Consider the following 20,096-nt stretch of genomic DNA (forward strand, 5'->3'; position numbering starts at 1 on the left):
CCCTTACGCTTTGGATGCTGGCGCGAAGCTGTCTAGCACACGCTTGGTGCCGGCAAATTTGCGTTGGATTTCTTCGTATTCGTCTTCCGCATTGGAGTCATATACGTTACCGCCACAGGTTTGCACATAGGCTTTATTACCCTTAGCAAATACCGTACGAATAGGAATCGCAAACATGCAATCGCCATTAAACGAGAACTGCCCGACTGCACCGCCATAAGGCCCACGACCATCACTTTCTAAGTCGTCGATAATCTTCATCGCTTCAATTTTTGGCGCGCCCGTCAAGGTTCCCGCAGGGAAGTTACTCGCCAACGCCGAGAACATATCGTGCTCTTCGGCCATGATGCCGACAATTTCACTCGAAATGTGTTGAACATGACTGAAACGTTTGATGTCCATCAAAGAGCGAACTTTCACCGTGCCGAAGCGCGCGACGCGGCCAATGTCGTTGCGATGTAAATCGACAATCATATTATGTTCAGCGATTTCTTTTGGATCATTCAGCAACGCACGGGCTAACGCTGTGTCTTCTTTTTCGTCCACGCCACGTTTCGCTGTGCCGGCTAACGGGAAGGTTTCCATTTCCCCTTGGCGAACACGGAACAGCAACTCTGGGCTCGCGCCGATGACTTTTTGCTCACCAAATTTGATGTAGTACATTTGTGGTGATGGATTCACTTCGCGTAATTGCTCGTATAAATTAATGGTGTCGCCTTCCATATCGAACCATTTTTTGAAACCGACTTCACACTGGAAGATCTTACCTTCGACGATGTCTTGCTTCACTTTAGCCACGGCATCCGCGTGATCCATTTTACTCATGGATTCACCCGCTGGCGTGACAACGAAGGCGCCATTTGCCGGCGTTGGTTCCGCCATCATGGCCTGCACAAGGTCCAAACGATTACCACCGGCATCCAATTCTTCATAGTAAAAGTACGTCACTTCGCCCGTCATTTTGTCCAAAATCAGGCCATCTTTGTACAAACCAAAGCGGAACGCATCGAACATTTCACTGGCTTGAAGGTCTAAACTCGGCTCAAAATAGTTCATGCTGTCGTAACCGATATAACCCGTTAAACCGCCCGCAAAACCACGTGACAAAATATTCTGCGGCACAATGCTACGCAGCAAGTAATAAGGGTTATCGGATGTGTAAGATTCCGTGTTGCCATCACGCTCTTGGATAAACAGCTGTTTGCCTTCCGCCCAGATGAGTTTTTCAGGGTCAAAACCAATGATCGAATGGCGGGAAATAAAGCTTTCTTCGCCAAGGGATTCCAGCATAAAACAGTGCTCAAAGCGCTTTTCGACCTTCTTAAACAAATCGAAAAAATCGCAATCGGAACTGATGGTAACGTACTTAGGTTTGCGCGGTAGCGAGATGCGCTCCGGCTTTTTATTGGATTGACTCATGCTTCTTTTAATTCCTTAAAGGCTCGGGAACCACGGGTCACCGTGGCAATGCCTACACCCAATTGTTTCGCAATGTCGCGCTGCGGCACACCTTGCTCCAACAGAGAAAATATTTGCAACCTGTGCTGCATTTCATTGATTTCATTCGGCGTGAGCAGCGCTTTTAAACGCTTCTCCAACACCGTTTTACCATCGGCTTCGGTTAAAAACTGGACTAAGTCTTTCATATGGACTTCTATTTTATAAACAGCTATGTATTCACGTACTAGTACAATATAGAATAGAAAAAACACAAGCAAGTAAAATTTAACTGGTAATTGGTGATTCGTAATTAAGTGGGAGACTATTGCAAATAAGTTGGAAACCGCCATTAAGTTGGTGACTGAGAGTGCGTCTCAGTTGCGTATATATTGCGATATGCCTCGCTTACGAGTAGCGATTCCGTTCGGATTAACGGATAACAACTCGCAAAGCTCATGTTGCGCCACAATATAGGCAGTAGAGATGAACAGACTCTTCATCTTAAGAAGATTGATGAAGCGTTTTTTGAAGGGTAGTGAGAACTGCTGAGTTAGTTAAACTGGCACTTAGCTTAGCAAGAATGTTCCTAGCAATTAAATTGAACGGTGGGCAATACCACTCTAGGCAAGCGTAAACGCTCACACTGCGAGCTTAAGAACTCACGCCAATATGGCCAAACATGGAAGCTAGCGTTTTTTAACGAAAACTCTTCAACCGCTTCCGTCTCCAGCAATTCTGCCATTGAATACTCTGCAATAAAGTCAGCCTCAACAAATGCCTTCACTTCAGGGTCATCGTTTTCAATAGGCAAAACCCAGCGAGCCCCCAAACGGACATACACTTTTAGAATAAGTTCGCCTTCATTTGTCTTAAGCACTTCACTTCTGCGCACGGTATGCATTTGCTGAACTAATAATTCAGTATGATCCGTTCGCTTCGGGTCAAAATCCTCGCAGCATTCTGCTTGAGAAGACTTTAAATAGACATCTTGAATAGACAGACTATCAATGGCTTTTTGCAAGCTAACACTATTTTTAGCAGCCATAGGCCACCTCTTCATTTAATGAATGAGAACTCACGACTGTCAGACTTTGCTTTGTTGTCACGGAGAAATCAACAAACTGCACAGATTCCCATACAGGCTCTTTATTGGAGGTAACACCTGCGTCTTGTATTAGCGTCTCTAGCATCATCGGAAATACGTCGGCCATACGCAGAAGCTTATCCATCGAATCCGATTGCATGACGTCATCCGTTTCGTACTTAGAGAACGCCACAGGGCCACCGCCGAAGACTTTTGCGGCTTGCTCTTGGCTTAACCCCCATGTTTTGCGTAACACACGTACCTGCTCACCCGTTAGTAAGCCTTGAGTCTCTTTCTTATACGCGATCATGGCGCGCTTATTTAAGCGTGCCTCGGTCGTCCCCGCTTGCTCACTACCACAAGCATCACATTCCGCATAATGGCTCTTGATCTTGCCCGTGCGACCTAGGTGCTCAACATCAATCCATTCTGTCTTTGCATGCAACTGCCCCATTTCACAAATTGGACATACCTTGTTTTTCATATCTCACCCCTACTGCGATAAATGACAGGAAACCAGCAACAATAGCTTGCCTGCATTCTCAATCCATTCCATACGAGCTAAAAAATAGCTATCACACGCCGCCCATGGGCCTGTCGGCTTTTGTACACACCACTCAGAGTTAACGTAACGGCCATGGCTCAAAGCTTGTTTTAACAAAGCCCGTACATCCCTAATCTCGAACTCTAACCGCTGAACATCTTGAATACACTTTTTCGTCCATAGGTTTGTATGTGTATCCCCCTTATCGAGCAAAGCCAGCACGGTGGACTTATCGTAAAGCGGCCCGCTGTCGATATGGACTCGGCCTTCTTTCCGGGAAGCTGGTGGCGTACCCTCGTACGCACTAATATTCACTGCATTATTTACCATAATGGTAAGTTAATCCACGATAAAAATGTAAATTTACAAGTAAACATGCTGTATCTCCTTATACATAGGCTACATCAAGAACCTTACACCGCCTGTGCCACGAGGGCATCGGTTAGGTTAAGCTGGGTGGTTTTGCTGTCGGCGAGTTTCGCTTTTAGCTGGTCGCAGAGAGCCATTAATTGATCGACTCTATTTGTTACTTTTTTCTGCATGTCGTTTGGAGGAACAGGAATATATGTCGTTGCAAGTCTATTTAAAGCCATCTTTTGGACTCCAACTTGCTTAGTTTTATCTACAAACTGGTCTTGTCCATACTCAGATGACAACACCACATATAAGTAATACTTATCGATTACACTAAATGGAGTAAGTCGAGCTGCATTCTCTGTTAAGTTCATTCCACTTAATTTTTCAGGCACCAACCCACACTTACCGATAGTAGCGCCAACAATTGTCATATAGATATCGTTGGACTCGATAACATATTTCTCAATAGTCTTATGGGTTTCAGGAAGAATGTACCTCAAATCATCAAGTGAAACAGTTCCATTTTTCATATCTGAAACACGGATATAGATATAGTCTGTTGGGATATCTTGCAGAGAGTGCCCTTTCGGTAATCTTTTCCCTCCTCTGATACTAACTAGCTCACCCAGTCTACACCACTCCCACCCCTTGGGCAGTTGAAATGGTTTTTAATCGTCACTGATTGGTGGTAGTGGTTTCTGTTTTTTGATTTTCTTTTGTTTAACCAGTTCTTCTTTTTCGGCGGCGATGCGTTTGAGCAGTTCGGACGCCGGTTCGTCGTTGGGGTCTTGGGGGACAAGTTTGCCCATCACGGCGAGTTGCAGGATGGTTTGTTTCAGCTGGTCGATGCTTTGTTCGGTGGTAAACAGCAGATCAAAATGGGCGCTTAGGCGTTGCCAGTGTTGCTCTAGCTCGTCGGCATCGGCGCTTTGTAGCAATGTATCCAGCAGGGTTTGCACTAAAGTTTGGTGAGCATCAAGACTGGATTCCGTTTGCTGTTCCAACTGATCGCAAAGCGCCATTAGTTCGTCGACTTTCGCGACGATGCGGTGTTGTTCGGTTAAAGGTGCAAATGGCAGGGGATTGAGTGCAAAGAAGTCTTTTGGCACCCGCTTTTGGCCAGCTGATCCTGTCATTTTTGTTTCACCCACCTTAAGAAACATTGGCGCTTTTAAATATAACAGTACAAATTGAGGGTTAAGAGTATTAGGAATTGGTCTAGCAACATGTAGCTCGGTTGTACCAGCTCCAATACCAGATTCAAGATTGCGAAAAACGGCTGCTTTACTATTTTCAAAGCATGGCGTTATCTTCGCGATAGCAATATCACCATTTGCGAAATGGGTATACCCTTTCTTAACATCTTTCCACGCTCTAGGCTCAGAATCATGAGAACCATCTAGCCTTGTTGAAATTAATGGCATCGGTATAAATGAAACTATGATTTCATCTTCTACATCGGGGTTTCTTGGGGCAACCTCTGCCAATTCAGCAATTCGAGTCCATTCCCATCCTTCCGGCAGTTCAAATGGCTTTTCGTCTTCGCTAATCTCAGGCAGTTTTTTGGGCTTTTTGATTTTGCCTTGTTTAACCAGTTCAGCTTTCTCGGCGGCAATACGCTCTAGTAAGACCGAAGCTGGTTCATCGTTCGGATCTTGGGCGACCAGCTTGCCACGTACTGCCAATTCAAGAATCAGCTCACGCAGTTTTTTAATGCCATAAAGTTCGCGTTTACCACGGCTGCCACGACCGGCACTGGATTTGGCTTTGACTGCGCCTGTCCAAAGGTCAATATGCTGGGTAACCAGTTGTTGGACATTACCTTCCTGTGAAAAGTCTTTTTGTAGAGAGTGAAGCTCAGCCATTAACCACGCTCCTCTTCCGAGTCGTCTTGCGGGTTGTTTGCCGTGCTCATTAAAGCATCGCCTAAGATGTTTTTAAGCTGTAGGCGCAGTTCGCTGATTTCTGTTTGTTGCTGTTGGTATGAGTGCGCCGAGTTGGGAATCCACTTCACAAGTGCTACACCAAGTACGCTTGAATTTCTGCGATAACACCCCACTTATGAACAAAAGGTGTTAACTCAGCCACCCTATTCACAGGAATCCCTATGAACATTTCATGCCCTCATTGCTTCACAACAAACAGAGTCCCTTCTGATCGCTCACACATAGGCGGAAAATGCGGAAAATGCAAACATCCGCTCCACACCATAGAGCCGGTTAATTTAACCGAACAAACATTCAGTCAATATACCAACAACAACGACTTACCCATCATTATCGACTTCTGGGCAGAGTGGTGCGGCCCTTGCAAAACAATGGGCCCTATTTTTTCTCGCCTAGCCGCTCGCTCTAAAAAAGCCGTATTTGCAAAAGTGAACACAGAGCAATGTCAAAACATCAGCAGTCGGTTTAACATTCGCAGCATACCCACGCTCATCGTGCTCAAAAACGGCAAAGAGATAAATCGTCTAAGCGGTGCATTGCCAGAAAACCAACTCGAGCAGTGGATAAACCAAAACATCATATAAACGACAAACAACCCGACTCATTCATAGTCTTGATTTCTACTTACCTTGCGCTTGCTCATAAACGGTGGGAGACAGGCGCAGAGCAAGACGCTGTGCACATGCATTACCCTTTGTATTCTGAGTTTTGAGTTTTGAGTTTTGAGTTTTGAGTTTTGAGTTTTGAGTTTTGAGTGGTCAGCATCAAGCCGTCATGACTAAATCGCAGGCATAAAAAAACCCCACACAGCGCTGGCTGTATGGGGCTTCTTAGTGTTTAAAGCTTGAGACGATCTGTCTCTCACATGCTTATCTGCATAAAAAAACCCCACACAGCATTGGCTGTATGGGGCTTTTTTGTGTTTAAAGCTTGACGACGACCTACTCTCACATGGGATCTCCCACACTACCATCGGCGATGGCGCTTTTCACTTCTGAGTTCGGGATGGGATCAGGTGGTTCAACGCCTCTATGATCGTCAAGCAATTCTGTTTGCGTTTTCACGCGAATAGGATGCTTGATCTTCAACAATTCTTGTTTTGAAATAACGTAATCAAGGTTAAACCGATGTTCATCATGGTTGATGCTTTATCGTAATTCTGTGTGTCTCATTCTGATGATTTGAGTTTTTTCTCTCTTCTCATCTAAAAACCACTTTGGTGTTATATGGTCAAGCCTCACGAGCAATTAGTATTGGTTAGCTCAATGCCTCACAGCACTTACACACCCAACCTATCAACGTCCTAGTCTCGAACGGCTCTTTAGGGGACTTATGTCCCAGTGAGATCTTATCTTAAGGGAGGCTTCCCGCTTAGATGCTTTCAGCGGTTATCCCGTCCGAACATAGCTACCCGGCAATGCCACTGGCGTGACAACCGGAACACCAGAGGTTCGTCCACTCCGGTCCTCTCGTACTAGGAGCAGCTCCTCTCAAATCTCAAACGTCCACGGCAGATAGGGACCGAACTGTCTCACGACGTTCTAAACCCAGCTCGCGTACCACTTTAAATGGCGAACAGCCATACCCTTGGGACCGGCTTCAGCCCCAGGATGTGATGAGCCGACATCGAGGTGCCAAACACCGCCGTCGATGTGAACTCTTGGGCGGTATCAGCCTGTTATCCCCGGAGTACCTTTTATCCGTTGAGCGATGGCCCTTCCATACAGAACCACCGGATCACTAAGACCTACTTTCGTACCTGCTCGACGTGTCTGTCTCGCAGTTAAGCGTGCTTTTGCCTTTACACTCTATGCATGATTTCCGACCATGCTGAGCACACCTTCGTGCTCCTCCGTTACTCTTTGGGAGGAGACCGCCCCAGTCAAACTACCCACCACACAGTGTCCTCGATCCCGATAAGGGACCTGAGTTAGAACCTCAAACATACCAGGGTGGTATTTCAAGAGTGGCTCCACGGTAACTGGCGTCACCGCTTCAAAGCCTCCCACCTATCCTACACAAGTAGGTTCAAAGTTCACTGTGAAGCTATAGTAAAGGTTCACGGGGTCTTTCCGTCTAGCCGCGGATACACAGCATCTTCACTGCGATTTCAATTTCACTGAGTCTCGGGTGGAGACAGTGTGGCCATCGTTACGCCATTCGTGCAGGTCGGAACTTACCCGACAAGGAATTTCGCTACCTTAGGACCGTTATAGTTACGGCCGCCGTTTACTTGGGCTTCGATCAAGAGCTTCGCTTGCGCTAACCCCATCAATTAACCTTCAAGCACCGGGCAGGCGTCACACCCTATACGTCCACTTTCGTGTTTGCAGAGTGCTGTGTTTTTAATAAACAGTCGCAGCCACCTGGTATCTTCGACCGATCAATGCTTACGGAGCAAGTCCTTCACACTAACCGGCGTACCTTCTCCCGAAGTTACGGTACCATTTTGCCTAGTTCCTTCACCCGAGTTCTCTCAAGCGCCTTGGTATTCTCTACCTGACCACCTGTGTCGGTTTGGGGTACGGTTCCTGCATATCTGAAGCTTAGAAGTTTTTCCTGGAAGCATGGCATCAACCACTTCACCCAAAAGAGGGCTCGTCGTCAGTTCTCGGTCTTCCCACTAAAGGGGGGTGCCCGGATTTGCCTAAGCACCCAACCTACCGCCTTAAACACAGACAACCATCGCTGTGCTGGCCTAGCCTTCTCCGTCTCTCCATCGCAATATGCACGAGTACAGGAATATTAACCTGTTTCCCATCGACTACGCATTTCTGCCTCGCCTTAGGGGCCGACTCACCCTGCCCTGATTAACATGGGACAGGAAACCTTGGTCTTCCGGCGGGGGAGTTTTTCACTCCCCTTATCGTTACTCATGTCAACATTCGCACTTCTGATACCTCCAGCCTGCCTTACAGCTTGACCTTCAACGGCTTACAGAACGCTCCTCTACCATGCCCATTACTGTAAACAGCAATTAAGCATCCGTAGCTTCGGTGTACAGTTTTAGCCCCGTTATATCTTCCGCGCAGGCCGACTCGACTAGTGAGCTATTACGCTTTCTTTAAAGGATGGCTGCTTCTAAGCCAACCTCCTAGCTGTCTAAGCCTTCCCACATCGTTTCCCACTTAACTGTAACTTTGGGACCTTAGCTGACGGTCTGGGTTGTTTCCCTTTCCACAACGGACGTTAGCACCCGCTGTGTGTCTCCCGTAATTGCACTCATTGGTATTCGGAGTTTGCATGGGGTTGGTAAGTCGGGATGACCCCCTAGCCCAAACAGTGCTCTACCCCCAATGGTGAGATACGAGGCGCTACCTAAATAGCTTTCGAGGAGAACCAGCTATCTCCGAGCTTGATTAGCCTTTCACTCCTATCCACAAGTCATCCCCAGCCTTTTCAACGGATGTGGGTTCGGTCCTCCAGTTAGTGTTACCCAACCTTCAACCTGCTCATGGATAGATCGCCCGGTTTCGGGTCTATTCCCAGCAACTAAACGCCCTATTAAGACTCGGTTTCCCTACGGCTCCACTACATGCTTAACCTTGCTACTGAAAATAAGTCGTTGACCCATTATACAAAAGGTACGCAGTCACGGAACAAGTCCGCTCCCACTGCTTGTACGTACACGGTTTCAGGATCTATTTCACTCCCCTCACAGGGGTTCTTTTCGCCTTTCCCTCACGGTACTGGTTCACTATCGGTCAGTCAGGAGTATTTAGCCTTGGAGGATGGTCCCCCCATATTCAGACAGGATAACACGTGTCCCGTCCTACTCGTTTTCATGATTAAGGTGTTTTCGTATACGGGGCTATCACCCTCTACGGCGACTCTTTCCAGAGCCTTCTACTAACACCAAAACCACTTAAGGGCTAATCCCCTTTCGCTCGCCGCTACTTAGGGAATCTCGGTTGATTTCTTTTCCTCCGGGTACTTAGATGTTTCAGTTCCCCGGGTTCGCCTCCACACAGCTATGTATTCACTGTGGGATACTCTACAAGTAGAGTGGGTTTCCCCATTCGGACATCTTGGGATCACAGTCTGTTTATCGACTCCCCCAAGCTTTTCGCAGATTACCACGTCCTTCATCGCCTCTGACTGCCAAGGCATCCACCGTGCACGCTTGGTCACTTGACCATATAACCCAAAATAGTTTTCATAAAATCAAACAAGGTTTGTTCTTATGTATTTTAGAATCACATACCAAAGGGCTTTTGTACCCCTCTGGATTTACGATAATAGAAGTCACTAGGTTAAAGTGAGCTTCCACCGGTTTAACGCTTGATTTATCGTTATTTCAAAATTCGAATTGTTAAAGAGCAAGTTTAGTGCAAAGCACTAAGTCAGAGACTAAAAATCACCCAACACCGAAGGCGTAAGATGACGTAGTGTCTTGCTTAGGACTCTATCCTAATCTTTAAATAGATATCATACAGGCTGATGAATAAGACCATTCATCAAGAGTATCATCAGATAATTTGTGTGAACGCTCACCAGAGGTTTCTATCGTTTAAGGAGGTGATCCAGCCCCAGGTTCCCCTAGGGCTACCTTGTTACGACTTCACCCCAGTCATTGACCACTCCGTGGTAACCGCCATCCCCGAAGGGTTAAGCTAGCTACTTCTGGAGCAATCAACTCCCATGGTGTGACGGGCGGTGTGTACAAGGCCCGGGAACGTATTCACCGTGGCATTCTGATCCACGATTACTAGCGATTCCGACTTCATGGAGTCGAGTTGCAGACTCCAATCCGGACTACGACGTACTTTCTGGGATTCGCTCACTATCGCTAGCTCGCCGCCCTCTGTATACGCCATTGTAGCACGTGTGTAGCCCTACTCGTAAGGGCCATGATGACTTGACGTCGTCCCCACCTTCCTCCGGTTTGTCACCGGCAGTCTCCTTAAAGTTCCCACCCGAAGTGCTGGCAAATAAGGATAAGGGTTGCGCTCGTTACGGGACTTAACCCAACATTTCACAACACGAGCTGACGACAGCCATGCAGCACCTGTCTCACAGTTCCCGAAGGCACACCAAAATCTCTTTCGGCTTCTGTGGATGTCAAGAGTAGGTAAGGTTCTTCGCGTTGCGTCGAATTAAACCACATGCTCCACCGCTTGTGCGGGCCCCCGTCAATTCATTTGAGTTTTAACCTTGCGGCCGTACTCCCCAGGCGGTCTACTTATTGCGTTAGCTGCGCCACTAAGTCATTACAACCCAACGGCTAGTAGACATCGTTTACGGCGTGGACTACCAGGGTATCTAATCCTGTTTGCTCCCCACGCTTTCGCACCTCAGTGTCAGTATTAGTCCAGGGTGTCGCCTTCGCCACTGATGTTCCTTCCTATATCTACGCATTTCACCGCTACACAGGAAATTCCACACCCCTCTACCATACTCTAGCTAGCCAGTATCCGGTGCCATTCCAAGGTTGAGCCCTGGGATTTCACATCAGACTTAACAAACCACCTACGCGCGCTTTACGCCCAGTAATTCCGATTAACGCTTGCACCCTCTGTATTACCGCGGCTGCTGGCACAGAGTTAGCCGGTGCTTCTTCTGGGGCTAACGTCAAGATAAGTCGATATTAGCGACTCACCCTTCCTCACCCCTGAAAGTGCTTTACAACCCTAAGGCCTTCTTCACACACGCGGCATGGCTGGATCAGGCTTGCGCCCATTGTCCAATATTCCCCACTGCTGCCTCCCGTAGGAGTCTGGGCCGTGTCTCAGTCCCAGTGTGACTGGTCATCCTCTCAGACCAGTTAGAGATCGTCGCCTTGGTAGGCCTTTACCCTACCAACTAGCTAATCTCACGCAGGCTCATCTAATAGCGGAAGGTCACAAGTGATCCCCTCCTTTCCCCCTCAGGGCGTATGCGGTATTAGCATGCGTTTCCACATGTTGTCCCCCTCTACTAGGCAGATTCCTACGCGTTACTCACCCGTCCGCCGCTCGACGCCTGGTAGCAAGCTACCTTCGTTTCCGCTCGACTTGCATGTGTTAAGCCTGCCGCCAGCGTTCAATCTGAGCCATGATCAAACTCTTCAGTTAAAAGTTTGCTCACTCAAATCTTTACACTAACAATTTAACTTAATCAGTCCATCATCCTAAGACAACAAACCAACATAAAGCGATTGCTTGTAGACTCTCGTAAGACTTCAATTTTTTTGATCGCTCACAACCACTTAGTAAACTAAGCAACCATGTCAATCTTCTGAAGCCTCCAGCGAGCGCCCACACAAATTATCTGATTATCTATTTTAAAGAGCGTGCTGACGTGTCGTTAAACTTACTTACCTTAGTAAGTTGCAAACCTTTGCTTGCGTCGTTCTCCGTGTCAGTGGGTGCGTATAATACATTCCAGAATTTTCTGTGCAACCCTTTTTTGAAGAAGTTTTAAATTAATTTAAAATCAATCAAACTTCTACGATACGCAATTCTTTTGGTACAGAGAAAGACACGTTTTCTGCACGGCCTTGCAGCTCTTGGGGAATGCTGCCACCTTCAGCGATAAGGCGAGCGATTACTTCATTCACCAATATTTCAGGTGCAGAAGCTCCAGCGGTAACGCCGACACTGTTAACACCCGCTAACCAAGTGCCATCAATTTCACCAGCGTTATCTATAAGGAACGCTGTCGCTCCCATGCGCTCAGCAAGTTCTTTTAAGCGGTTAGAGTTAGAACTGTTCACAGAACCAACAACAAGCACCAGTTGAGACTCTTGTGCGAGCGTTTTTACTGCGTCCTGTCTATTTTGTGTGGCATAACAAATGTCGTCTTTTTTAGGACCAACAATCTTTGGGAAATGCGATCGTAATGCATCAATGACAACCGATGTATCGTCCATCGATAGCGTCGTCTGCGTCACAAACGCTAAACGTTCAGGGTTTTTCACATTAAGACCCGCTACATCCTCAGGGCTTTCCACTAAATAAATAGCGCCCCCCTGACGACTATCGTACTGCCCCATTGTCCCTTCCACTTCTGGGTGGCCATCGTGACCAATAAGAACACACTCCATCCCGTCTCTAGAATACCGCAACACCTCTAAATGCACTTTTGTCACCAGCGGACAAGTCGCATCAAAGACTTTTAAGCATCGATCTGTCGCTTCGTCTCGAACTGCTTTTGAGACACCGTGTGCACTAAAGATAACAATATTGTCATCAGGTACTTGATCAAGCTCATCAACAAAAACCGCACCACGAGCCTTTAATGACTCAACAACAAACTTGTTATGAACCACTTCGTGACGAACATAAATAGGCGCCTCGAATAGGTCCAAGCAACGATTAACAATATCGATGGCACGGTCAACACCCGCACAAAAACCTCGAGGATTAGCAAGCTGAATCGCAAAACTCATGACGCCTCCTCAACAGCCACAATTTCAACACGAAACGTTAAAGAACGGCCGGCCAACGGATGATTAAAGTCCACCAGCACCTCTTTTTCGCCAATCTCAGCAATAACACCGGGCAATTCGTTTTTACTAACATCTGCAAAAGAAACCACCATACCCTCTTCTAAATCTATAGAAAACTGAGAACGAGAGATGCGTTGAACGTTGCTTTCATTATGTACGCCAAACGCATTCTCTGGCGCCATAACATAAGTAGCCTCCTGCCCGACAGACATACCTAACAGTGCAGACTCAAACGCTGGCAACAAGCTGCTGTCGCCAAAAACAAAGCTAGCAGGTGCTTTGGTGAAATTAGAGTCCACAATTTGCCCGTCTTCCAGGGACAGCTCAAAATGCAATGTCACTCTACTTTCTGCAGTAATTATGCTCATTTTTTTGCACCCTCTTGCTTATTTGTCACAAAGCCTTCTATCAACATTAAAATGACACCCACCGTGATCGCACTGTCGGCCACATTAAACGCAGGAAAATACCATGATTGATACCAATGAAACTGTATAAAATCGACCACATGACCGTATACCAAACGATCATAAAGATTTCCAATCGCACCGCCCAATACAAAAGTAAGCGCTAACGACTCTAATCGATTCGTCTCGGCTATTTTTACTAATCGCCAACTGATCCCAACGGCCACAGCCAACGCTATAATTGAAAAAAACCAGCGCTGCCAACCGCCTGCTTGGGCCAAAAAGCTAAACGCGGCCCCCGTGTTATAACGCAGCGTCAAATCAAAAAAAGGCAACACAGCAATTTCTTGACCGTAAAATAAATTCGCCTCAACAACTTGCTTGGTCACCCAATCAACAACAAATAAAATGAGCGCCAGCGCCCACCAGCGCTGAACTCGATTCCAAATAATCAAAGCCGTCATTAAGCGTAAAGGCGTTTTTCACCTTCCCCATCAGGTAAGTTAGTAATACAACGGTCACACAGCTCTGGGTGCGCTTCACGTTGCCCTACTTCCTCACGGTGATGCCAGCAACGTACACACTTGGTGTGTTTGCTGAGCGCGACGTGAACCTTAAGACCATCAAGATCGGTGGCTACCGCGTCTTCATCCGCAGCAGACAGTGGTCGTACTTTTACATCGGACGCAATCAACACAAAACGCAACTCATCACCTAAGCGGTTCAATATCGCTTGCAAAGCCTCATCGCAATAAAGCGTAATCTCCGCACTTAAGCTGGCTTTCATCTTACCTGCACTGCGTGCCGCTTCTAATACTTTATTAATAGCGACTTTGGACTCTAAAACTTGCTTCCAGAAGTCACGCCCCATTGGCTCGTCGCCTGTCAGCTCTTCCAACCCTTCATACCAAGTTTCTAAAAAGATTGACTCACTGCGCACACCTGGCAATGTTTGCCAAATTTCGTCGGCCGTAAAACTCAAAATAGGCGCGACCCAACGAGAAAATGCCTCCATCACATGGTAAAGCGCGGTTTGCGCAGAACGACGCGCCAAACTGTCTTCTTGCGTGGTGTACTGACGATCTTTAATAACGTCTAAATAAAAACCACCCAAATCCACAGAACAGAAGTTTTGAATTTTCTGGTTTACCGTATGAAACTGATATTCGTTGTAGGCTGTATTTAGCTCTTTTTGCAACAAGGCCGCGCGATCCACAATCCAACGATCCAACGCAATCATTTCGCTCGCAGGCACCATATCGGTAGCGGGGTTAAAACCGTTCAAGTTCGCCATCATGAAACGCGCGGTGTTGCGAATACGACGATAAGAATCCGCGACACGCTTCAGAATCTCATCAGACACCGTCATCTCTGTGGTGTAATCCGTGGCCGCTACCCACAAGCGAATAATATCCGCCCCCAAAGTGTCCATGACTTTTTGTGGTGACAATACGTTACCCAAAGACTTAGACATCTTACGGCCGTCACCATCTACCGTGAAACCATGCGTCAGCACTTGCTTGTATGGCGGCACACCACGAATCGCAATGGACGTTTTTAAGGACGACTGAAACCAACCGCGATGCTGGTCTGACCCTTCCAAATACAAGTCGGCAGGGAAGCTCAATTCATCGCGCTGATCGATCACAGAATAATGCGTCACACCAGAATCAAACCATACGTCTAACGTGTCCGTTACCTTGCTGTATTTTTCTGCGTCTGCACCCAATAATTCCTCAGCTTCCATTTCAAACCAAGCGTCGATGCCTTCTTGCTCGATACGCTTCGCCACTGCTTCGATCAAGCGAGGGGTTTCTGGATGCAATTCTTGTGTTTCTTTGTTGATAAACAAAGCAATCGGCACACCCCAGGTACGTTGACGAGACACACACCAATCTGGGCTGTTATTCAGCATCCCTTCCATGCGATTTTTACCCCAACTTGGCACCCACTTCACACCCTCGATCGCATGCTTCGCAGAATCCAGCAGACTCTCTTTGGTCATACTGATAAACCACTGTGGCGTCGCACGGAAAATCAACGGCGTTTTGGTACGCCAGCAATGCGGATAACTGTGAAAAATCTTCGATTCGAACACTAAAGCATGATTACGATTCAATGCATCAAGCACCGCGCCATCCACTTTATAGACATGTAAACCTGCAAACTCACCCGCTGCGTCTGAATACACACCGTTATCTTGAACGAGGTTAATGGTGCCAATACCGTTTTCACGGCCAACGTTGAAATCGTCTACACCATGGTCTGGTGCCGTATGGACACAGCCCGTACCAGCTTCTGTGGTAACGTGCTCACCCAGAATCACAGGAATATCACGTTCCAAGAAAGGATGATCAAGTAACGTGCCTTTTAAGTCAGCACCCACTGCACGACCAACAACAGCAAAGCCTGTCACGCCATAACGTGCCATCAGACCTTCAACCATGTCTTCCGCTACAATTATGCGTTCTTTACCTAATCCCATATCCACTTCGACTAATGCGTAGTTAAATTCAGGATGAACCGACACCGCTTGGCTTGCTGGCAGCGTCCAAGGCGTAGTCGTCCAGATAACCACAGACACTTTGCCTTCACCCGCCACATCAGCAAATTTCGCCAATAAAGCAGCTTCGTCTTGAGGTGCATAACGTACATCGAGAGACAAAGAGGTTTTGTCTTGGTATTCCACTTCCGCTTCGGCCAAGGCCGAGCCACCCACTACGCTCCAATAAACTGGCTTGAAGCCTTTTACTAGATGGCCATTTTCAGCGATTTTACCCAACGCACGAACAATGTTTGCCTCGGTTTGGAAGTTCATCGTTAAATAAGGGTTCTCCCAATCTCCCATCACACCCAATCGAATGAAATCTTTTTTCTGCTCTTCGATTTGTGTGTAAGCGTATTCGCGACATTTAGCGCGAAACTCTTTATAAGAAACTTTGGTGCCCGCTTTACCAATTAACTGCTCAACTTTATGCTCGATCGGCAAGCCATGACAATCCCAACCAGGAATATAAGGCGCATCAAAGCCACTAACGGTTTTAGACTTAACAATAATATCTTTGAGGATTTTATTAACCGCATGACCAATATGAATGCTGCCGTTTGCGTACGGAGGGCCATCGTGAAGAATAAAAGGTGTACGACCTTTACTGACTTCGCGCACTTTATTGTACAGATCCATATCCTGCCAATGTTTCAACATTACAGGCTCACGTTTTGCCAAATCTCCACGCATTGGGAAGGTCGTATCTGGCAAATTCAGTGTCGGTTTATAATCACTCATGGTTTATCGATTTATCCTCAAAGATCATCTTTTCACTGATTAGCAAAGAAGCGTATAGCCTCTTCTTTATCACATTGAATTTGTTTTTCCAGCTCACTTAAGCCGGCCATTTTTCGCTCTGCCCTAATAAACTGACAGAAAGTAACTTGTACGTATTGATCATACAAATCGCCTTTAAAATCCAGTAAATGCACTTCTAGTATTGGCGTCTTACCCTGCACAGTCGGTCTTATGCCAATATTAGCCACGCCATTATGAGACACGCCACCCACTAAAAAAGTCACTGCGTACACACCTGACAAAGCCGACTTAACCCCTTTCAAATGGACATTGGCAGTAGGAAAACCCAGCTTTCGCCCCAATTGCTGCCCATGGACAACACGCCCACTTAGCATCACCGAGTGACCCATATTCATTGCGGCTGCGGCCACGTCACCGCTCTCTAACGCTCGCCGAATCACCGTACTGCTCACGCGTTCATGATGCCCATTTAAAACAGAAGGGGTATTCTCAACATCAAACTCATGATGTCGTCCAAAACCTTGCAAATAATCAAAGTCACCTTGCCGATCACAGCCAAAACGAAAATCATCACCAACAACCAGGTGCTTAACCGACAAGCCATCTAACAAGATGTGCTGGCAAAATGCCTGAGCAGTGAGCTGCTGAAGTTTTGGGTTAAATGGCATACACAACACATAATCAATGCCTTGACCGTTTAGTAACGCCAGCTTGTCTCGCAATCTTCCTATACGACCGGGCGCCGTATCCGGTGCAAAAAACTCTCTGGGCTGAGGTTCAAAAATCATCACAACAGCAGGGCAACCATATCGCTTTGCCAAGGCTTTCACACGCGTCAAAATGGCACTGTGCCCAAGATGAACGCCGTCAAAATTACCTATCGTCAACACACATTTTTTATGCCTTGAACGGATATTATGAATCCCGCGAATTAACTCCATACCACCCCGTCCAAAAACATTATGTTCAGTGCTGAAAAAATACTCGCGATTATATAGCAGTTAGCGACGTGAAGGTAGGCCAGAACGGGAACAAGCCGACTAAACACCCACACAATCAAAGCTCAGTTACTATACCGTATGCTTTAACATAAAAGGCCGTAACCCTGACGCTACAGCGGTTAGACCATAAGCCAATACACCCACAACAACTATCACTAAAGTATGACCAACCCTCGACCAATCGCCCATTTGCGTCCACACCCATTCTTGCTGTAGAAAAGCATACACAACACCTCCCAACACTAGCGTGGCGCTCAACAGAATACGTAACAAACGCCCCCACTCAACAGAAAACACATGATGCTGCTGCTTATACAAGCCTCGCCATAATAAATACGCATTGAGTGCCGCCGACATACTGGTGGCCAACGCCAAGCCAACATGCCCAAAAGGCCACACCAAAATCAAATTAAACACCATGTTTGACACCATGGCGATGATACCAATCCGTACTGGCGTTTTAATGTCTTGTCGTGCGTAATAACCCGGCGCCAACACCTTAATCAGCATCATAAACACCAAACCCAACGAATAAGCCTGTAGACTTTGCGCCGCCATGGTGACATCTTGTACCGTCAACTCACCTCGATAAAAAATCGTCGCAATCAAAGGCTCCGCCAACATACACAACGCCAATGAAGACGGAATTGCTATGAGCAGCAAAAGCCGCAACGCCCAATCGAGGGTTTTGGAAAATTGCTCTACATCGCTACCCGAAAAACTGCGCGACAAAGAAGGCAAAATCACTGTACTGATCGCGATCGCAAAAATCCCCAATGGCAATTCATACAAACGGTCCGACAAATACAGCCACGTAATGCTGCCAGTTTGCAGAAAAGACGCCAACACCGTATCCAATAACAAATTAATCTGGCTCACCGACACCCCAAACAACGCTGGCACCATCAACATTAAAATTCGCTTCACACCAGGATGCGAAAAACCCAACGTCGGCATGGGTAACAACTTCAATCGCGCCAGAAAAGGCACCTGAAAGGCGAGCTGAATCACACCGGCGGCAAACACCCCCCATGCAACAGCCGTTTCAGCTTGCGCCGCCGTGCGCGCAAAAAACAAAGTGGCTACAATCAGCGATATATTAAGAAAAATGGGCGTAATGGCTGGCACGGCGTATTCGCCATGCGCATTTAAAATACCGCCGGCCAATGCAGTCAACGAAATAAACAACAGATAAGGAAAGGTAATCACTAAAAGCTCAGACGCCAACGAGGTTTGCGATTCATTACCCGCAAAACCTGGCGCAAACACATACACCACCCATGGCGCGCACACCATAAACACCACAGTGACGCACAACAAGATCAACGCCAACGAGCCAGTCACCGCTGAAATCAAGGCACGCACGTCTCCTTCACCCTCTTTGACTCGGTACTCACTTAACACCGGCACAAACGCTTGGGCAAACGCGCCCTCTGCAAATAATCGACGAAAAAAGTTAGGGATCTTAAACGCCACATAAAAAGCATCCGCGCTGCCACTCGCGCCTAATACATACGCCAACGCCGCATCTCTGACCAAGCCTAAAATACGGGATAAAAAAGTACAAACTGACACCAAAACACCAGAACGCAACAAAGACAAAGACTTACGCGTCTTTCGTGAGCTAGATTTTTTTTCAGACATAGACATTTCTTTTTCAAGCGTTGAAAATACGACACAATCAATGGACATAACGCCCAAGAATAACACCAGCCAACACCAGAGCGCAGCCAAATATATCCGCTCATTTGATTAAATTTTGTATAATAGGGTTGTGACAACGCTAAAAACTGGTAAAATCCGCCGCGAGATTTCAAAGTTAAAACTTGACAATAATTTCATGGCGCAGCACAGTGCTGAGTCATTTCGTATTCAAAATTAAAGGAGCCAGACCGTGGCAAATTCCGCCGGTTCAAAAAAACGCGCGCGCCAAGCAATCAAAAGCCGCGCTCACAATGGTAGCCTTCGTTCAATGGTTCGTACCTACTTGAAAAAAGTAGATGCAGCTATCGAAGCAGGCAATCAAGCTGACGCACAAGCAGCTTACGTTCTAGCAACCTCTAAGCTAGACAAAGCCGCTGACAAAGGCCTATATCACAAAAACAAAGCGTCTCGCCATAAGAGCCGCTTGAGTGCTAAAATCAAAGCACTGGCCTAATATTTATAAAAAAACCGGCATTAGCCGGTTTTTTTATGTCTTGTAAATTCACATTAACCGAACAATACCAACAGCCACACCACACCCGCAAAAACCAGCGCCAACATTACGGCTGCAGAACCCAAATCTTTTGCTCGGCCTGATAACTCATGATGCTCATCGCTAATACGATCAACCACCGCCTCGATACTGGAATTCAACGTTTCAACAATCAACACCATGCCCACTGAGAAAATCAGTACCGCACGCTCCAGGCCCGTCTCCCCCAACCAAACAGCAAACGGCAAAGCAATCAAGAACAAGAAGGTTTCTTGTCGAAACGCCGCCTCATGCTTCCATTGCGCACGTAACCCTTGGTACGAATATTTTGACGCGCTTAGCACACGATCTAAACCCACTTTGCCTGGCTTTGCCATAAAAAAA

At 46.9% G+C, this 20,096-nt stretch carries 17 protein-coding genes and 3 rRNA genes; 2 read left to right on the top strand and 18 right to left on the bottom strand.

Annotated features, from left to right (window positions below; all coding sequences use genetic code 11):
* Window positions 1-3: 3 nt before the first annotated feature.
* From FXV75_RS14765 to FXV75_RS16380, 8 genes are all read right to left on the bottom strand, one after another.
* The gene (locus FXV75_RS14765; protein WP_148834613.1) at window positions 4-1,419 is read right to left on the bottom strand and encodes an anthranilate synthase component I family protein; all 1,416 of its coding nucleotides are present in this window, start codon (window positions 1,417-1,419) and stop codon (window positions 4-6) included.
* Window positions 1,416-1,646 carry a Trp family transcriptional regulator gene (locus tag FXV75_RS14770; protein WP_148834615.1) on the bottom strand — a complete coding sequence of 77 codons (231 nt, stop codon included), beginning with the start codon at window positions 1,644-1,646 and terminating at the stop codon, window positions 1,416-1,418. Before FXV75_RS14770 ends, FXV75_RS14765 begins: the two co-directional genes overlap by 4 nt.
* Window positions 1,647-2,026: 380 nt before the next feature.
* Entirely contained in the window at window positions 2,027-2,485 is a 459-nt protein-coding gene (locus FXV75_RS14780) for a preprotein translocase subunit SecB (protein WP_148834617.1), read from the bottom strand.
* A complete protein-coding gene (locus FXV75_RS14785) occupies window positions 2,475-3,008 on the bottom strand; it encodes a type II toxin-antitoxin system MqsA family antitoxin (RefSeq protein WP_148834620.1) in 534 nt (177 codons plus the stop codon). Before FXV75_RS14785 ends, FXV75_RS14780 begins: the two co-directional genes overlap by 11 nt.
* Before the next feature lie 9 nt (window positions 3,009-3,017).
* Window positions 3,018-3,398 (bottom strand): hypothetical protein, encoded by a 381-nt coding sequence (locus FXV75_RS14790; protein WP_148834622.1) that lies wholly within the window; start codon window positions 3,396-3,398, stop codon window positions 3,018-3,020.
* A gap of 83 nt (window positions 3,399-3,481) precedes the next feature.
* Window positions 3,482-4,081, bottom strand: a complete 600-nt coding sequence (locus tag FXV75_RS16470) for a restriction endonuclease subunit S (protein ID WP_222863175.1) — start codon at window positions 4,079-4,081, stop codon at window positions 3,482-3,484.
* Window positions 4,082-4,093: 12 nt separating this feature from the next.
* Window positions 4,094-5,290: a restriction endonuclease subunit S gene (locus FXV75_RS14795; RefSeq protein ID WP_222863146.1), complete on the bottom strand. Its 1,197-nt coding sequence runs from the start codon at window positions 5,288-5,290 to the stop codon at window positions 4,094-4,096.
* Window positions 5,290-5,439: a hypothetical protein gene (locus FXV75_RS16380; protein WP_187424903.1), complete on the bottom strand. Its 150-nt coding sequence runs from the start codon at window positions 5,437-5,439 to the stop codon at window positions 5,290-5,292. The genes FXV75_RS14795 and FXV75_RS16380 overlap by 1 nt, the downstream gene beginning before the upstream one ends.
* 93 nt (window positions 5,440-5,532) lie before the next feature.
* Between FXV75_RS16380 and trxC the strand changes: the two genes are divergently transcribed.
* A complete protein-coding gene (gene trxC / locus FXV75_RS14800; protein ID WP_148834625.1) occupies window positions 5,533-5,955 on the top strand; it encodes a thioredoxin TrxC in 423 nt (140 codons plus the stop codon).
* A gap of 344 nt (window positions 5,956-6,299) precedes the next feature.
* Here trxC and rrf read toward each other — a convergent pair.
* From rrf to murJ, 9 genes are all read right to left on the bottom strand, one after another.
* Window positions 6,300-6,414, bottom strand: a 5S ribosomal RNA gene (gene rrf / locus FXV75_RS14805).
* Between the two features lie 183 nt (window positions 6,415-6,597).
* Window positions 6,598-9,508, bottom strand: a 23S ribosomal RNA gene (locus tag FXV75_RS14810).
* Between the two features lie 374 nt (window positions 9,509-9,882).
* Window positions 9,883-11,424: ribosomal RNA gene (locus FXV75_RS14815) — 16S ribosomal RNA — on the bottom strand.
* The 16S, 23S and 5S rRNA genes sit together here, the layout of an rRNA operon.
* Window positions 11,425-11,789: 365 nt before the next feature.
* Window positions 11,790-12,740 carry a 4-hydroxy-3-methylbut-2-enyl diphosphate reductase gene (ispH, locus tag FXV75_RS14820; protein WP_148834627.1) on the bottom strand — a complete coding sequence of 317 codons (951 nt, stop codon included), beginning with the start codon at window positions 12,738-12,740 and terminating at the stop codon, window positions 11,790-11,792.
* On the bottom strand, window positions 12,737-13,168 hold the full coding sequence (locus FXV75_RS14825; protein ID WP_148834629.1) for a peptidylprolyl isomerase: 432 nt from the start codon (window positions 13,166-13,168) through the stop codon (window positions 12,737-12,739). Before FXV75_RS14825 ends, ispH begins: the two co-directional genes overlap by 4 nt.
* Entirely contained in the window at window positions 13,165-13,671 is a 507-nt protein-coding gene (gene lspA / locus FXV75_RS14830) for a signal peptidase II (RefSeq protein ID WP_148834631.1), read from the bottom strand. Before lspA ends, FXV75_RS14825 begins: the two co-directional genes overlap by 4 nt.
* Window positions 13,671-16,493, bottom strand: coding sequence for an isoleucine--tRNA ligase (gene ileS, locus FXV75_RS14835; protein ID WP_148834633.1), 2,823 nt, complete (start codon window positions 16,491-16,493; stop codon window positions 13,671-13,673). The genes lspA and ileS overlap by 1 nt, the downstream gene beginning before the upstream one ends.
* A 32-nt stretch (window positions 16,494-16,525) precedes the next feature.
* Window positions 16,526-17,455 (bottom strand): bifunctional riboflavin kinase/FAD synthetase, encoded by a 930-nt coding sequence (gene ribF / locus FXV75_RS14840; RefSeq protein WP_148834635.1) that lies wholly within the window; start codon window positions 17,453-17,455, stop codon window positions 16,526-16,528.
* Between the two features lie 129 nt (window positions 17,456-17,584).
* Window positions 17,585-19,159: a murein biosynthesis integral membrane protein MurJ gene (gene murJ, locus FXV75_RS14845; protein ID WP_148834637.1), complete on the bottom strand. Its 1,575-nt coding sequence runs from the start codon at window positions 19,157-19,159 to the stop codon at window positions 17,585-17,587.
* Window positions 19,160-19,409: 250 nt separating this feature from the next.
* On the opposite strand from murJ, the gene rpsT reads away from it, so the two are divergent.
* Window positions 19,410-19,673 carry a 30S ribosomal protein S20 gene (gene rpsT, locus FXV75_RS14850; protein WP_148834639.1) on the top strand — a complete coding sequence of 88 codons (264 nt, stop codon included), beginning with the start codon at window positions 19,410-19,412 and terminating at the stop codon, window positions 19,671-19,673.
* A gap of 53 nt (window positions 19,674-19,726) precedes the next feature.
* Here rpsT and FXV75_RS14855 read toward each other — a convergent pair whose 3' ends face one another.
* Window positions 19,727-20,089 carry a diacylglycerol kinase gene (locus tag FXV75_RS14855; RefSeq protein WP_148834641.1) on the bottom strand — a complete coding sequence of 121 codons (363 nt, stop codon included), beginning with the start codon at window positions 20,087-20,089 and terminating at the stop codon, window positions 19,727-19,729.
* Window positions 20,090-20,096: the final 7 nt, after the last annotated feature.

Source organism: Marinomonas sp. IMCC 4694, assembly GCF_008122525.1.
Taxonomy (GTDB): Bacteria; Pseudomonadota; Gammaproteobacteria; order Pseudomonadales; family Marinomonadaceae; genus Marinomonas.